The organism is Pantoea sp. Acro-807 (genome assembly GCF_011752675.1).
Classification (GTDB): domain Bacteria; phylum Pseudomonadota; class Gammaproteobacteria; order Enterobacterales; family Enterobacteriaceae; genus Pantoea; species Pantoea eucrina.
This window is the reverse complement of record NZ_VWXE01000001.1, coordinates 767,111-782,912: the sequence shown is the minus strand read 5'-3', so window position 1 is coordinate 782,912 and position 15,802 is coordinate 767,111. Positions and strand designations below refer to the sequence as shown.

Sequence of the window (15,802 nt, the reverse complement as noted above, 5' to 3'; positions counted from 1 at the left end):
GCATGAAACTGCACTGGCTGGCGTGGCATAACCTGCCCTGGATCAGAGCCACACGCGGTGAATGGCGGAGCGCCCTGCGCATTAGCCTGGCGATGTGCCTGGCCCTGACTATGGCGTATCTGCTGCAGCTGGATGAGCCCTACTGGGCGATGACGTCGGCGGCGGTCGTGAGCTTTCCCGGACTGGGGGGTGCAATCAGTAAAAGCCTGGGGCGGATCGCCGGCAGCCTTACCGGCGCGCTCGCCGCGCTGCTGATTGCCGGTCACACGCTAAATGAGCCATGGCTGTTTGCTTTTTTTATGGCCAGCTGGCTGGCGCTCTGCACCTGGATCGCCAGCCATTATCAAAACAATGTCGCTTACGCTTTTTCCCTCGCTGGCTACACCGCCGCTATCATCGCGTTCAGCAGCGTTAACGTCAGCGACACGGCTGAGCTCTGGACGATTACCCAGGCGCGCGTCTGTGAAGTCATCACCGGTATTCTCTGTGCGGGCATAATGCTGATGCTGCTGCCCGCTACCTCAGATGGCAGCCATCTGATGCGCTCGCTGCAGCAGATGCATCAGCGTCTGCTGCAGCACGCACGTTTGCTGCTGCAGGAGCGCGGCGAAACAGCCCATCTTGCTCATGAGCAGGTTATCAGTGAAATTCTGACCATGAATCTGCTGCGCATTCAGGCATTCTGGAGCCATTACCGCTACCGCCGGCAGAATAGCGTGCTGAACTATGTGCTCCACCAGCAGCTGCGGCTGACCAGCATGCTCTCAGGCCTGCGCCGTATGCTGCTCAACTGGCCCGATGCACCGGACGACGTGCAGGAGGCGTTAGCGCAGGTGCTGGAGCAGCTTACCCGGCCGCAGTGCGATAAATATTGCATCGCGCGCATCCTGAGCCGCGTGACGCCGCCTGACAGCGGTGATTTTCGTCAGCGCGCTTTTGTCACGCGTCTGCATACCTTCTGCCGCCTCTGGCTGGACGTGCAGCGCTGGATCCGTCTGCTGCAGCACCCCGAAACCGGCGTCCGTTTTCAGCCACCGCGCGTTCCGGCACTGTCGCGTGAAGCTGACAGCGTTGAGGCGGCCTGGAGCGCCCTGCGCACGTTTACCGTTATTATGCTGGGCTGTGCTTTCTGGATTGTTACCCGCTGGGAATCGGGTGCCGCAGCGCTGACGCTGACGGCTATCGCCAGCGTACTTTACGCCTCAGCCCCTTCGCCCGGCGGCAGCGTTCTGCTGCTGCTGCGTACTCTGCTCTGGCTGTCGCTGTTCAGTTTTCTGTTTCAGTATGGATTGATGGTGCAGATCAATGCGCTGGGCGGGTTTTTAGCCGTGCTTTTTCCGCTACTGCTGACGCTGCAGCTCTTCAGGTTACAGCAGAAAAAACGGGCGGCGCTGTGGGGGCAATTCATTGTGTTCATGGGATCGTTTATCGCCGTCACCAATCCGCCTGAGTGGGATTTTCAGCGTTTTATTAATGACAACCTGGCAAAGGTGTGCGGCGTGTTGCTGGCGTGGATGGCCTTTCAGCTGCTGCGGCCGGGTTCTGATATGCGCCGCAGCCGCCGTTATATCCACGCTATTCGTTACGCTTTTCTCGACCAGCTGCGCAGACGACCACGCCTGAGCGAATATCGTTTTGAATCACATATCTATCACCATATCGGCCAGCTGACGCAGAGCCGCGATGCGCAGGCCCGTCTCTGGCTGCTGCGCTGGGGCGTTGTTCTGCTGAACTGCTCGCATATTGTCTGGCAGCTGCGCCAGTGGCAGCCTGCGGATAGCGCGCTGGCGCAGCTGCGCGACCAGAGTATTCAGGATCTGCACCCGATCATGAGCCGGCGCGGCGTGCAGCATCGCGCCCTGGAGCAGACGCTGCAGGCGCTTGATAAACAGATATCCCGGCCCGGTTCAGAGGTCAGCGGTGAAGCGAATACGCTGGCAGGCATGTTATGGCAGCTTCGCTGTGCGCTGGCTCAGCTGCAGCAGGCGCTGCCGGAGTAATTACCGGCAATATTTTGCCCACTGATTCTGAAAATCGGTTTGCAGCTGCGCCAGCGTTTTACGATCTTCAAACCGGCTTTTATCCTGTTCGCTCTCCGGCCTGATCACCAGCGCTTTTTCATCATAAGAGTAGATAAAGCGGCGGGTCAGCGTGGTTCCGGTAAAGCTGCGCCCCTGAATTGAGCCGCAGACCACCGGGATAGTCTGCGTATAGATCGCCGTATTGAGGAAATTGGTTTCGCTGGCGCTACGCAGCACGTTCTGGCAATGGTGCTTTTCCAGCTGCTGCACGCTGTGCGGCGTCAGCCACTCCCGGCCGCGGGCGATATGCTCGCAGCTGGCGCGCAGCGGACTGGTATCTATATTGCGCTGCAGCTGACGGCTGGCGTCGAGACGCAGCTGCGTATCCCTGGGCCGATCGCACCCTGCAAGTAACAGTGCCAGCAGCACTATCCCTAAGCTTTTCATTCCTGCCCCTGAGTGGTTCCCTGACTGTATCGCTATGATAGAGCGGAATAATCGTCCTGAGTAGCATTAAACGGTGTCAGAATTTTATTGCAGCGGGCAGCCCTTGCTGCGCTACCCGCGGTTGATCAGATTACGCCACAGGCAAGACGCGCCCCTCCGCCTCCCAGCGGTTCAGGATGATCGGCATGGTTATCACCGCCCACGTGAACCATCAGCGCCTTACCTTTAATATCACTGAGCGATTTCAGACGCGGCGCAACCACCGGATAGCTGGCTTTGCCGTCATCTGTAACATAGAGGGCCGGCAGATCGCCGAGGTGCCCGTCGGCATAAGGACCGAGATGTTTGCCGCTGTTCTGCGGATCAAGATGGCCACCTGCAGCGCCGGCTGCCACGGTTTTCCCCTGCGACTCGCCAGGTTCACAGCTGCCTTTAGCATGCACATGGAAACCATGGATGCCCGGTTTCATACCGGATAACGCCGGGGTAAATTGCAAACCGTAGTCCGTTTCCGTAATGGTCACTTTACCCACGGCCTCGCCGACGCCCTGGGCGGAAACCTGATGCAGCGTGACCTCCTGAGAAGCAGCGCTGGCACCGGCCGAACAGGCCAGCGTAATAAGAGCAATAAGCGTTCTTTTCATAACGTCTCCTTACGGTTGATAGACCCGATAAGTCTGGACGCTTTTTGCCCGCGCTGCTGCAGTTTGACGAAGCTTTACGCTTCAGGGCACATCGTAGCCGAGCGCGGCTTTACGGATACGGAACCACTGCTGGCGATTAAGCGTCAGCGCAGCCGCCTCTGCCGCCTGACCGATGCGGCCGGTTTTACCGGAGCCGATGATCGGCAGTGGCCGGGATGGCAGCATCATAATCCAGGCATAGACCACCTGCTCAATCGTGGCCGCACCGATCTCCCGCTGAACCTGGCTCAGCTCGTCGCGCAGCGGCTGGTAGTGTGGATCGCTGAACAGACGGCCGCCGCCGAGGCAGGACCACGCCATAGGACGCATCCGCGCCTGCTGACACTGATCGAGCGTGCCATCCAGCAGCGCGGTCTGCTCCAGCGGCGAGATCTCCAGCTGGTTGGTCACCAGCGTAAACGGCAGGCGCGACTGCAGCAGCGAAAACTGCGCCGGGGTAAAATTTGAGACGCCAAAATGACGCACTTTACCGCTCTGGTGCAGCTGCATAAACGCTTCGGCCACTTCATCGGCATCCATTAGCGGATCGGGACGATGGATCAGCAGCAGGTCGAGGTAGTCAGTCGCAAAATGCGTGAGCGAGTTTTCCGCACTGCGAAGAATGTGGCTGGCATCGGTGATGTAGTGTCCGATCTGATGCTCAGGTTTGGCCCGCGTTGCGATGCCGCACTTAGTCACAATCTGCAGCTGTTCGCGCAGCTGTGGCGCCAGGCGCAGCGCAGCGCCAAACGCCGCCTCGCACTGATAGTCACCGTAGATATCCGCATGATCGACCGTGGTCAGCCCGAGGGAGAGATGATACTCAATGAATGAGACCAGCTGCTGTGGTGTCATCCCCCACTCCATTAACCGCCAGTAGCCGACCACCAGAGGAGAGAACGCCGGCCCCTGAGGGGAGATAGCCTGTGGTTGTAACATAACAAAACTCCCTGCATTGAATGTTAAAAAAGGGAGTATAACGAAATGAGGACAGAAGCGGCGTTTAAAACAGCGAGGGCTGCTGCGGATCCTGATCCGCATCCGGTTTTTGCTGACGCTGCAGGCGCAGATAGCGCTGCCGGCACAGCCTTAGCACTTCACGCTTCTGCGCATCGCTGAAGCGCATCCAGTTAAAACGCTCTTCACGACTTCGCAGGCAGCCGCGACAATAGCCGCGCGCATCGGTCTGACAGATGCCGCGACAGGGGCTGGGTACCGGGAAAAACTCGAGTTGTTCAGCCACATCTGCCTCTGATTCGCTACTGGATAACATAGTGATAACAGTTTCCGCGTGAACTGCAAGCTGCGGTGCTAAAAGAAAGCGTACCTGCCCGGCTCTCTGATCTAATCAATAAGTGTTATTTAACTTTAACAATAACGTCATCTGAAGTGCGTTTAAGGTTATCCTCAGATTTCTTCTCTACTGTGCGTCCATTCTGACTTGATAATGAACCTCAATGAAACCTGCCATTAAGTTACAGTGTCACGAAAACCGGTTTAATCTGCTGGCTGCCCTGCTGTTCGCGCTGATTCTGAACGCGCTGTTTCTGCAACAGGCGTGGAAAATCATCACCTATACCCGTCTGCACGACTACCTTTTTGCTGCCAGCATGCCGGTCGTGCTGACGGCCGCATTTTATCTTCTGTTTTGCCTGTTTGCCTGGCCATGGGTTCGCAAGCCACTGCTGATCGTACTGGTACTGATCAGTGCAGCAGCCAGCTACTTTATGTTCAGCTTTGGGACGGTAATCGACACCAATATGGTGGCCAACGTCTTTGAATCCAGCGTACAGGAGGCGGGTGCGCTGGTAAGCCCGCGCTGGCTGGTCTGGATGCTGCTGATGGGGTTGCTGCCGGTGCTGCTTATCGCCTTCGTGCGCGTCAGGCGCAGTCAGCGCTGGTGGTGGAGCATCCTGCAGCGGCTGGCGGGAGCGCTGGGGGCGCTGCTGGTGATCCTGCTGATGGCTGCCCTGTTCTACAAAGATTATGCGTCGCTGATCCGTAACAACAAAGGGCTGGTAAAAATGATCACGCCAGCCAATGTGATTAGCGGTGCTGGCCATTATGTCGATAAGCGCTATCTGCAGGGCAGCCAGGCGCTGATTAAAATCGGGCAGGATGCCCGCAAAGGCCCGCTGATCGCGCAGGCAGCTAAAAAAACCCTGGTGGTGCTGGTTGTGGGAGAAACGGCACGCGCGGAGAACTTTTCGCTGGGCGGCTATGCGCGCCAGACCAATCCGGAGCTGCAGAAGCAGCAGGTGATTTACTATCCGCATGCGACCTCCTGCGGCACCGAGACGGCGGTTTCTGTACCCTGCATGTTCTCGGTGATGCCGCGCGAGCATTACGATGCTGACCTGGCACATCACCAGGAGGGCGTACTGGATGTGCTGGCGCACGCCGGAGTCAGCGTATTGTGGCGCGAGAATGATGGTGGCTGTAAAGGCGCCTGCGACCGCGTGCCGCATACTGACATGACGCAGTGGTCGTTACCGCAATACTGCCATAGCGGATTCTGCCTCGATGACGTGCTGCTGCACCGCTTCGATAACTACGTTGACAGTTTACATAACGACAGCGTGATCGTGCTGCATCAGATGGGAAGCCACGGCCCGGCCTACTATCTGCGCTATCCGGCTGCGTTCCGTCGTTTTACACCCACCTGTGACAGTAATCAGATTCAGGATTGCGATCCGCAGGCGCTGGTCAACACCTATGACAATACCCTGCTTTATACCGACAGCATGCTTAGCCAGACTATCGACAAGCTAAAAGCGCTGAGCGACCGCTTTAACGTGGCGCTGGTTTATCTTTCGGATCATGGTGAGTCGCTGGGCGAACACGGTATGTACCTGCACGGCGCGCCCTGGATGCTCGCCCCGTCACAGCAGACGCATATTCCGCTGCTGATGTGGTTCTCACCCGGCTATGCCAGCGCGTTTCATCTGGATGAAAGCTGTCTGCGGCGGCAGGCCGCAACGCAACCGGTCTCCCAGGATAACCTGTTTCATACGCTGCTGGGCCTGTTTGACATCCGGACGCAGGTTTATCAGCCGCAGCTGGATATGATCAAATCGTGCCAGCAGAAAAGCTGACGCTTGCATTAGACCGACTGGTCTACTAGGCTTTTGCTCATGAATAAAAGTGTGCAACGTAATGAAACCCGTGAACACCTGCTCGCTACCGGCGAGCAGGTTTGTCTGCAGCGCGGATTTACCGGAATGGGACTTAACGAAGTACTCACGCTGGCGGCCGTGCCGAAAGGGTCCTTCTATTACTATTTCCGCTCTAAAGAGGCGTTTGGCGTTGCGCTGCTGGAGCGCTATTTCGTCAATTATCTGCAGCAGATCAATCAGCAGCTGACGCTGCCATCCCTGCCTGCACGTCAGCGGCTGCTGGCGCATTTTCGTTCAGGCCGGCAGCTGTTTGCTGAGCAGGGGCTTATTATGGGCTGCCTGGGCGTCAAGCTGTCGGCTGAGGTATGCGATCTCTCAGAGCCGATGCGCGATGCGCTGCAGCGCGGCGCCAGCGCCATTATTGCCGCTTACGCACACTGCCTGACCGAGGCAGCGGCTGAACAGCCGCTGCTATTTAATCAGACTCCGGTGCAGCTTGCGCAGCGTTGCTATCTGCTCTGGCTGGGCGCCAGTCTGCAGAGCAAAATTTCCCGCGAACCAGATCCGATTAATCTGGCACTCAGCACTATCGAACAGTGGCTTAACGGCCCGCATTTTTAAAACAGATGTTTATAGACGACCGGTCTAATAGAGGAATTACTATGGCGAGCAAACAGCTATTTTCCCCGCTGAAAGTGGGTGCAGTTACCGTTCCTAACCGCGTATTCATGGCACCGCTGACGCGGCTGCGCAGCATTGAGCCGGGTGATGTTCCCACGCCGATGATGGCTGAGTACTACCAGCAGCGTGCCGGAGCGGGCCTGATTATTACTGAAGCGACGCAGGTCTCTTTTCAGGCTAAAGGCTATGCGGGCGCACCAGGCCTGCATACGCAGCAGCAGATTGATGCATGGAAGATGATCAACGAAGGCATTCACGCTGCTCAGGGCCACGTTGCGGTCCAGCTGTGGCATACCGGCCGCATTTCACATTACAGCGTGCAGCCAGAAGGCAATGCACCGGTTGCGCCTTCTGCCCTGCCAGCCGGTACCCGTACCTCGCTGCGCGCCGCTGACGGCAGCGTGTATCGCGAAGAGACCTCCGTGCCGCGCGAACTGACCGTCGATGAAATTAAACAGATTGTGCAGGATTTCGGCCAGGCTGCAGCCAATGCCCGCGAGGCTGGCTTTGACCTGCTTGAGCTGCACTCAGCGCACGGCTATCTGATGCACCAGTTCCTGTCGCCTGACTCAAACAAGCGCGACGACGAGTATGGCGGCTCGATTGAAAAGCGCGGCCGCTTTGCGCTGGAAGTTGTGGATGCAGCGATCGCCAACTGGTCTGCCGATCGCGTCGGGATCCGCGTTTCACCTGTCGGGGCGTTCCAGAACCTGGAAAATGGCCCGGACGAAGAGGAAGCTGCGCTCTGGTATATCAGTGAACTGGGCAAACGCGGCCTGGCCTATCTGCACCTTTCTGAGCCAGACTGGGCGGGTGGCAAACCTTACACTGATGCGTTCCGCGAAAAAGTCCGCACGGCTTTCCCCGGTGTGATCATCGGTGCCGGCGCCTACAGCGTGGAAAAAGCGGATGATTTGATCGCGCGCGGCCTGATTGATGCCGTGGCGTTTGGCCGCGACTTTATTGCCAACCCGGACCTGGTTGCCCGCCTGCAGCAGGATGCTCCGCTTAACCCGCAGCGCCCGGAGAGTTTCTACGGCGGCGGTGCGGAAGGTTACATCGACTACCCGACGCTGTAACCGGCAGCTGCCGCATAACGATGCGGCAGCCCCGTCACCCGCTATACTTGTACTGTTTCTGCGTCAAAATCTGACCATGTTAAAAAAGAGGATGTTATGCGTTTACTTCACACCATGTTACGCGTTGGCGATCTGCAACGCTCAATTGACTTCTATACCCGCGTACTGGGTATGCGCGTGCTGCGTCAGAGTGAAAATGCAGAATATAAATATACTCTGGCATTTGTTGGCTACACCGAAGAGAGCGAAGGTGCGGTCATTGAGCTGACCTATAACTGGGGTACGGAAAAATATGACCTTGGGAACGCCTATGGTCACATCGCGCTGGGCGTAGACGATGTCGCCGCAACCTGCGAGCGCATCCGTAGCGCGGGCGGCAACGTAACCCGTGAGGCGGGCCCGGTTAAAGGTGGCAGCACGATTATTGCGTTTGTTGAAGATCCCGATGGCTATAAAATTGAGCTGATTGAAAACAAGCATGCCGGTAATGGCCTTGGTAACTGATGCCTGACGCCAGCCCGCAAATTTGCGGGCTGGTTTTTCTCATCTGCTGCACCCTCCCGCCTTTTTTGCCATAATGCGCGCTGCCCTTTTCACTGCTATGAGATCCTGATGTCTGAATCGAACGCCCAGAACGCCCTTAACCAACGCTTTCGCGGCTTTTATCCGGTAGTTATCGATGTCGAAACCGCCGGTTTTAATGCGCAGACTGATGCGCTGCTGGAGATTGCCGCCACGACCCTGAAAATGGATGAGGATGGCTGGCTGCAGCGTGACGAAACCCAGCATTTTCACATTGAACCCTTTGCAGGTGCCCTTCTTCATCCTGAAGCGCTGGCGTTTACCGGTATCGATCCTGCGAACCCGCTGCGCGGCGCAGTGAGCGAATATGAAGCGCTGCACGCCATCTTTAAACAGGTGCGCAAAGGGCTTAAAGAGAGCGGCTGCAACCGGGCGATTATTGTGGCGCATAATGCCAACTTTGATCACAGCTTCGTTACGGCGGCGGCTGAGCGCGCCAGCCTGAAACGCAACCCCTTTCATCCGTTTGCCACCTTTGATACGGCGGCGCTGAGCGGGCTGGTGCTGGGACAGACGGTGCTGGCAAAAGCGTGCAAGGCGGCAGGTATCGATTTTGACAGCACGCAGGCGCACTCGGCGCTTTATGATACAGAGCAGACGGCAATGCTGTTTTGCGAGCTGGTAAACCGCTGGAAACGTTTAGGTGGCTGGCCGCTGGCGCTAAATGACGCTGAGGCAGAGAGCGAAGCGTCAGGCGAAAGCGCGGCAGAGTAAGAGAATGAAAAAGGCCGGCACAGCGCCGGCCTTTTAATTTATTCCGCTTCTTTGTGTTTCTCAGCGGTTTCTTTGATCAGCGGCTGAAGTTCACCGCGCTGGAACATCTCAACGATGATGTCGCAGCCGCCGACCAGCTCCCCATCCACCCACAGCTGCGGGAAGGTTGGCCAGTTAGCGTATTTTGGCAGTTCAGCACGGATATCAGGATTCTGCAGGATATCAACATACGCGAAGCGTTCGCCACAGGCAGAGAGCGCCTGAACAGCCTGAGCTGAGAAGCCGCAGCTTGGCAGTTTTGGCGATCCTTTCATATACAGCAGGATCGGGTTTTCTGCGATCTGGCGCTGAATTTTTTCAACAGTACTCATTTTTGCCTTCCTTAATTCTTCACTTCGTGTTTGTTTATTGTAGCGACTTCATCCCGCGACTGAAATCGGGAATTTGCCTCGCTGCGGCATGAATCGCCATGTTTGTTAAGTTTGCCGCCACGGGCGTATGACGAAGTGTGTATTAATACACGATTAGCAATAAATATGCTGCGTTAACCGCCTGAAACCGCTCATTTTTGCTGCACAGCCCTTGTGTTGATGGATTTAATAAAAAAGACCTTACCTTTTGTAAAAAAAGTGGATTAGAATCAATCCGGCGCTGATCGCTGATCAGAATTTTCTAATATTGCCGCGGTCTGCTTCTGCAGCCTGCCGAACCTGTAACCGGACTATGCGTTTACTGATTACGCTTTTCATACTGGCTTTTGCTCAGCTGTTTTTTAACGTGGCCGCTGCTTCACCGCACAAGCCGGTTAACGCCAGCCTGCAGAAAGCGGAGAAAAAGAGTGCGCGCGACGATGAGCGCCGCAAACGACGTCCGGTTAAAACCTCGGCTAAAAAAACACGCGTCACGCCCGTACAAAAAGTTAAATCGAAAAAAAGCCTGCACGCAGAACCGCCTGCGACCTCCCGTACCGCCCGTAAAAAAGCGCCCGCCCTCTCCGCCAGCAAAAAATATGGTCATCAGCGTACCAGCCGGAAAATAGCGGCCGCGGAAGAGAGTACCGATGCGCTGACCGGTATCAGGCTCAGCAAATCCCACCGTCTGCGCTACCAGAAGGCGCGTGAAACCGCCATGACTAAACTTATGGGCCAGCTGGGCAAACCTTATCAGTGGGGTGGCACCTCTCCGCTTACCGGATTCGATTGCAGTGGCCTGGTCTGGTACGCCTACAAAGATCTGGTCCGTTTCAAACTGCCGCGCACGGCCAACGAAATGTATCATCTGCGCGATGCCGCTCCCATCAAGCGCGAAATGCTGGAGAAAGGGGATCTGGTGTTTTTCCGCATCAATAATCGCGGTACAGCCGATCATGTTGGCGTTTATCTGGGTAACGGCAAATTTATTCAGTCGCCGCGTACCGGCAAGGATATTCAGATCAGCGCGCTGGGTGAAGATTACTGGCAGAAGCACTATGTTGGCGCACGCCGCATGATGACACCTAAAACCATTCGTTAGCGGTTGCGCAACACGCCGCGCGCGTTTTGGCCTGAACACATACCGGCTGCCGTAATCTAAATATTTTCGCCTGACCTCAGGTAAAAATCTCGTTTTATGCCCCTCACCTTGCTAGAATCGCCGCCTTTCGTTGCGCAACACCTTTTGCGCACGCTGCTGTCATTATCTGTTACGGTTAATTACTCGCCTTAAATCAGCCATTTTTATGCTGAAACCGGGCAGAAAACCCTGCGCAGACGCAAACGTTTAACACTATACTTATCATAAAGTTGCGATAGGTTTAAGAGGTCCATTTTCATGGCAACAATTAAAGATGTGGCAAAACGCGCTGGCGTATCAACGACCACGGTTTCGCACGTCATCAATAAAACGCGCTTTGTCGCTGAAGAGACGCGTAATGCCGTGTGGGAGGCGATTAAAGCGCTGCACTACTCTCCCAGCGCCGTGGCGCGCAGCCTGAAGGTTAATCACACGAAAACATTGGGTCTGCTGGCGACATCCAGCGAAGCCCCCTACTTTGCTGAAATCATTGAAGCGATTGAAAACCACTGCTTCGCTCAGGGCTATACGCTGATTCTGGGCAATGCGCACAATGACCTGCAAAAACAGCGCGCCTATCTGTCGATGATGGCGCAAAAGCGGGTAGATGGCCTGCTGGTGATGTGCTCTGAGTATCCGGACGATCTGCTTCAGATGCTGGAAGAGAATCGCAATATTCCGATGGTGGTCATGGACTGGGGCGCTTCCCGCGGTGATTTTACCGATACCGTGCAGGATAACGCCTTTCAGGGCGGCTATCTGGCCGGCCGTTACCTGATCGAGCGGGGTCATCGCGATATTGGCGCTATTCCGGGCCAGCTGGAGCGCAATACCGGCGGCGGACGGCACGCCGGCTTCCTGCAGGCGATGCAGGAAGCGGGGATCGCGGTGCGTGCGGAGTGGATCGTACAGGGCGATTTTGAGCCGGAGTCGGGTTATCAGGCGATGCAGCAGATCCTGAGCCAGAAGCAGCGGCCTACCGCTGTGTTCTGCGGCGGCGATATTATGGCAATGGGCGCCATCTGCGCTGCTGATGAGATGGGCCTGCGCGTACCGCAGGATATTTCGGTGATCGGCTATGATAATGTGCGCAACGCCCGCTACTTTACGCCGGCGCTGACGACGGTGCATCAGCCCAAAGCTCAGCTGGGTGAGAAAGCGCTGGAGATGCTGCTGGACCGCATTACCAGTAAACGTGAAGAGCCGCAAACAATTGAAGTTCAGCCCAGTCTGATTGAGCGTCGCTCCGTCGGGGATGGTCCGTTTCGCGACTATCGCCGCTAAGCGCGGCGCTCGCTGAGCCACTCATGGTTTAGCGTCTCAGCATCACCCAGGTATTCCAGCAGCCAGGTCAGCGCCGGCGACGCCCGCTGCTCGGCCCAGCTGACGCAGCAGGGACTCTCCGGAAAGGGCTGCGGTAATATCAGCTCCACCAGCGCGCCGCTATCCAGTAGCGGCCGCGCCAGATGTCCCGGGATCATCCCCACGCACAGGCCAGCCTGCAGGCAGTCGATTCCGGTTTCCCACTCCGGCACCACCAGCCGGCGCTGATTATCCAGCGTCCAGGTCATACGGCGCGGCAGCGCGCGCGACGTATCTTCCAGCACCAGCGACGGCCAGGCGCGCAGCGCCTCTTCGTCAGGATGCGCGCTCTGCGCCAGTGGATGATCCGGACTGACCACGCAGCGCCAGTTAAGGGCGCCCATATCCTGAAAAGCAAAGCGTCCGCCAACCGGGATCGCCTGCGTGGCGCCGATGGCTACATCAACCCGGCCATCGGCCAGCGCATCCCATACGCCGTTAAACACTTCATAGCTGATGATCAGCTCCATATCGGGAAAGTGGCGATAGAAATCTTTCACCAGCTGGCGCGTGCGCTGCGGCTTGACGATACAGTCAACGGCAATAGTGAGCTGGCCGCGCCAGCCGTTGGCCAGCTGCTGACACTGGCGTCGCGTTGCCAGCATTTTTTTGATAACAGAGCGGCCTTCTCGCACAAAATGCTCGCCGGCCGGCGTCAGGACCACCTCCCGATGCTGGCGTTCAAACAGCTCCACAGCAAGCCAGCTCTCCAGCTGCCTGATGGTATAGCTGATAGCAGAAGGCACGCGGTGCAGCTCCTGCGCTGCCGCGCTGAAACTGCCGGTGCGGGCGACGGCATCCGCCACCTCAAGTGCATATTCAGACCACATATTTTTGCCTTCAAAAAATTTAACAGCACTCTGCAAATATTAGCGTTTCACAAAGCTGACTGCACCCTTTTACACTCCTTCGCGTTTCCCTGCCGAATGAGAAAAATAGTGATGTCATCTAAAGGATTTCTGCCCTATCTGGCGCTGCTGAGCATGCTCGGCTTTCTCGCCACGGATATGTATCTGCCCGCATTCAGCGACATGCAGCGTGATTTTGCCACCGCTCCGGGTGTTATCAGCGCCAGCCTGAGCCTGTTTCTGGCGGGCTTTGCCTGTGCGCAGGTGGGCTGGGGACTTCTCTCTGACCGCATTGGCCGCAAACCGGTTTTACTGGCGGGCCTCTCAATCTTTGCCCTGAGCTGTCTGGTCATGCTATGGGCCGACAACGTCTGGCTGATGCTGGCGCTGCGCTTTATTCAGGCTGTGGGCGTCTGTGCCGCCGCCGTGAGCTGGCAGGCGCTGGTTATCGATCGCTACCCTAAAGCGCAGGCCAATAAAGTGTTTGCCACTATCATGCCGCTGGTGGCGCTCTCTCCTGCTCTGGCTCCGCTGCTGGGTGCCTGGCTGATGAGTCATTTTCACTGGCGCACTATTTTCCTGGTGCTGACGCTGATTACCCTGGTGCTGCTGGCAGGTACCCTCAGACTTCGCTCGCCGCGTATCTCTCAGGCGGCGCGCGGCGATCAGCCGGGCTGGCTGACGCTGCTCGCTACCCGCGCCTACAGCGGCAACGTGCTGATTTACTCCGCCTGCTCTGCCAGCTTCTTTGCCTGGCTGACGGGTTCACCCTTTATTCTGGCGGCCGCGGGCTTAACCCCGGCCGATATCGGGCTCAGCTATGTGCCGCAGACGATTGCCTTCCTTATTGGCGGTTTTGGCTGTCGTGCGCTGCTTAATCGCTTTCAGGGCGCGCAGCTGCTGCCCTGGCTGCTGCTGATTTACAGTCTGAGCATTATGAGCCTCTTTGCCGTTGCGCTGCTTCCCGCGCCGTCGCTTTTTGGCCTGCTGCTGCCTTTCTGCGGTATGGCGCTGGCAAACGGCGCTATCTATCCGATTGTGGTTGCCAGCGCGCTGGCGCCGTTCCCGCACGCCAGCGGTAAAGCTGCAGGTTTACAGAATCTGCTGCAGCTTGGCTTATGCTTCCTTGCCAGCCTGATTGTCTCGGCTGGTTTGCAGCAGGCGCTTTATCACACTACGCTGGTAATGGTAAGTACGGTGGTGCTCGCCTGGATGGGCTTCGTCTGGCAGCGCGCAACAGCTAAATCAGCCGATATCGCCCATCCCTGCGAAGACAACGCATAAGCCGGTCTGGTGCTATTTTGCCAGAGAGCGATCCGCCCGCATTCGCGCCGCGGGTCGCTATCTCTTCTGACATTCATAACAATAACAGCGCTCCCGGTCTTTCCGGGACAGCATCTGCGTGCGGCCAGGCCGCTGCGCATTGCGTGAGTCCGGACTATTCATACCTCTGTTAATGTGGTTTAGCTGCGCACGGCACCACCCTGCGTTCTTTCACAGACCTGATGCAGATCCTTCTGTTTCCCAGGTCATATTTACAAGGTGATGGAGAAGCTATGAGTTCATCATGTGCAGAAGCAGTCACTCCCGAAGAGAATCCGTGGTTTCGTATTGCCCGGGAGTTACTTGAACAGGCAGATATTCGCGTTAATGGTTCACGACCGTGGGATATTCAGGTTCATCATGCTGACTTTTTTAAGCGCGTGATGCAGGAAGGCTCACTGGGTCTGGGCGAAAGTTACATGGATGGGTGGTGGACGTGTGAACGACTGGATATGTTTTTTCATCGCGCGCTCAGACATCATCTCGATCATCAGCTGCCGCACCACTTTAAGGATACGCTGCGTATCGCCGCTGCCCGGCTGACCAATCTGCAATCAAAAAAGCGCGCCTGGCAGGTCGGCAGAGCGCACTACGATTTGGGTAATGACCTGTTCAGCCTGATGCTGGACCCGTTTATGCAGTACTCCTGCGGCTACTGGCCTCATGCGCAAACGCTGGAAGCGGCGCAGGAAGCCAAGCTGGATCTGATCTGCCGCAAACTGCAGCTTGAACCCGGCATGTCTCTGCTGGATATCGGCTGCGGCTGGGGCGGGCTGGCGGAGTTTGCTGCCCGCCGCTACGGTGTCAGCGTATATGGCGTCACTATCTCCCAGGAGCAGCAAAAGATGGCACAGCAGCGCTGCGCCGGACTGGACGTCACGATACTGCTGCAGGATTATCGCGACCTTGAGCAGCAGTTTGACCGCATCGTTTCCGTCGGGATGTTTGAGCACGTTGGCCCGAAAAATTATGCGACCTACTTCAGGGTGGTTAACCGCAACCTGAAACCCGGCGGCCTCTTTCTGCTGCACACCATCGGGGCGGTAAGAACCGATATGCGGGTAGATCCGTGGATCGATAAATATATTTTCCCGAACGGCTGCCTGCCCTCTGTGCGACAGATAGCGGACGCCAGCGAGCCTTATTTTATTATGGAAGACTGGCACAACTTCGGGACCGATTATGACACCACGCTTATGGCGTGGCATACGCGTTTCCTGGCGGCGTGGCCGCAGCTCTCTGCCCGCTATGATGAGCGTTTTAAGCGTATGTTCAGCTACTATCTCAATGCGTGTGCTGGTGCCTTTCGCGCCCGGGATATTCAGCTGTGGCAGGTGATGTTCAGTCGCGGCTATGAAGGCGGGCTGCGCGTTGCGCGCTAGGTTAAAAAGGCGC

General features: G+C 56.9%; 16 protein-coding genes. 10 read left to right on the top strand and 6 right to left on the bottom strand.

All coding sequences use genetic code 11. The annotated features are described in order from the left end of the window. The first annotated feature begins 2 nt into the window (after positions 1-2). The gene (locus tag F3J39_RS03790; RefSeq protein ID WP_071668776.1) at positions 3-2,000 is read left to right on the top strand and encodes an FUSC family protein; all 1,998 of its coding nucleotides are present in this window, start codon (positions 3-5) and stop codon (positions 1,998-2,000) included. Here the strand turns inward: F3J39_RS03790 and F3J39_RS03785 are convergent, their stop codons facing one another. The 4 genes from F3J39_RS03785 to F3J39_RS03770 form a co-directional block, all read right to left on the bottom strand. Then, positions 2,001-2,468 carry a hypothetical protein gene (locus tag F3J39_RS03785; protein WP_039384148.1) on the bottom strand — a complete coding sequence of 156 codons (468 nt, stop codon included), beginning with the start codon at positions 2,466-2,468 and terminating at the stop codon, positions 2,001-2,003. It abuts the gene before it with no gap. A gap of 125 nt (positions 2,469-2,593) precedes the next feature. Next, a complete protein-coding gene (gene sodC, locus F3J39_RS03780) occupies positions 2,594-3,112 on the bottom strand; it encodes a superoxide dismutase family protein (protein WP_094111264.1) in 519 nt (172 codons plus the stop codon). 81 nt (positions 3,113-3,193) lie between these two features. Beyond that, on the bottom strand, positions 3,194-4,090 hold the full coding sequence (locus F3J39_RS03775) for an aldo/keto reductase family oxidoreductase (protein ID WP_039384145.1): 897 nt from the start codon (positions 4,088-4,090) through the stop codon (positions 3,194-3,196). A gap of 64 nt (positions 4,091-4,154) precedes the next feature. Continuing rightward, the gene (locus tag F3J39_RS03770; protein WP_162287178.1) at positions 4,155-4,424 is read right to left on the bottom strand and encodes a DUF1289 domain-containing protein; all 270 of its coding nucleotides are present in this window, start codon (positions 4,422-4,424) and stop codon (positions 4,155-4,157) included. A 184-nt stretch (positions 4,425-4,608) separates the two neighbouring features. On the opposite strand from F3J39_RS03770, the gene eptA reads away from it, so the two are divergent. The 5 genes from eptA to rnt all read left to right on the top strand — a co-directional run bounded on the left by eptA (position 4,609) and on the right by rnt (position 9,323). Beyond that, complete coding sequence (gene eptA, locus F3J39_RS03765) at positions 4,609-6,246, top strand: phosphoethanolamine transferase EptA (RefSeq protein ID WP_104084802.1); 1,638 nt, start codon at positions 4,609-4,611, stop codon at positions 6,244-6,246. A 39-nt stretch (positions 6,247-6,285) separates the two neighbouring features. Beyond that, positions 6,286-6,888: a TetR/AcrR family transcriptional regulator gene (locus F3J39_RS03760; protein ID WP_039384141.1), complete on the top strand. Its 603-nt coding sequence runs from the start codon at positions 6,286-6,288 to the stop codon at positions 6,886-6,888. A gap of 41 nt (positions 6,889-6,929) precedes the next feature. Continuing rightward, entirely contained in the window at positions 6,930-8,027 is a 1,098-nt protein-coding gene (locus tag F3J39_RS03755) for an alkene reductase (protein WP_039384139.1), read from the top strand. Between the two features lie 96 nt (positions 8,028-8,123). Then, a complete protein-coding gene (gloA, locus tag F3J39_RS03750) occupies positions 8,124-8,531 on the top strand; it encodes a lactoylglutathione lyase (protein WP_039384137.1) in 408 nt (135 codons plus the stop codon). Between the two features lie 108 nt (positions 8,532-8,639). Then, positions 8,640-9,323 carry a ribonuclease T gene (rnt, locus tag F3J39_RS03745; protein WP_039384135.1) on the top strand — a complete coding sequence of 228 codons (684 nt, stop codon included), beginning with the start codon at positions 8,640-8,642 and terminating at the stop codon, positions 9,321-9,323. Positions 9,324-9,361: 38 nt separating this feature from the next. Here rnt and F3J39_RS03740 read toward each other — a convergent pair whose 3' ends face one another. After that, the gene (locus tag F3J39_RS03740) at positions 9,362-9,694 is read right to left on the bottom strand and encodes a Grx4 family monothiol glutaredoxin (protein WP_021506217.1); all 333 of its coding nucleotides are present in this window, start codon (positions 9,692-9,694) and stop codon (positions 9,362-9,364) included. A gap of 352 nt (positions 9,695-10,046) precedes the next feature. Between F3J39_RS03740 and F3J39_RS03735 the strand changes: the two genes are divergently transcribed. Continuing rightward, positions 10,047-10,835: a C40 family peptidase gene (locus F3J39_RS03735; RefSeq protein ID WP_039384133.1), complete on the top strand. Its 789-nt coding sequence runs from the start codon at positions 10,047-10,049 to the stop codon at positions 10,833-10,835. 297 nt (positions 10,836-11,132) lie between these two features. After that, entirely contained in the window at positions 11,133-12,158 is a 1,026-nt protein-coding gene (purR, locus tag F3J39_RS03730) for an HTH-type transcriptional repressor PurR (protein ID WP_039384130.1), read from the top strand. On the opposite strand, the gene punR is transcribed toward purR, so the two are convergent. After that, a complete protein-coding gene (gene punR / locus F3J39_RS03725) occupies positions 12,155-13,066 on the bottom strand; it encodes a DNA-binding transcriptional activator PunR (protein WP_094111259.1) in 912 nt (303 codons plus the stop codon). The genes purR and punR overlap by 4 nt on opposite strands. A gap of 108 nt (positions 13,067-13,174) precedes the next feature. On the opposite strand from punR, the gene punC reads away from it, so the two are divergent. Beyond that, positions 13,175-14,368 carry a purine nucleoside transporter PunC gene (punC, locus tag F3J39_RS03720; RefSeq protein ID WP_145339102.1) on the top strand — a complete coding sequence of 398 codons (1,194 nt, stop codon included), beginning with the start codon at positions 13,175-13,177 and terminating at the stop codon, positions 14,366-14,368. A 272-nt stretch (positions 14,369-14,640) separates the two neighbouring features. Next, positions 14,641-15,789 (top strand): cyclopropane fatty acyl phospholipid synthase, encoded by a 1,149-nt coding sequence (gene cfa / locus F3J39_RS03715; protein WP_071668774.1) that lies wholly within the window; start codon positions 14,641-14,643, stop codon positions 15,787-15,789. Positions 15,790-15,802: the final 13 nt, after the last annotated feature.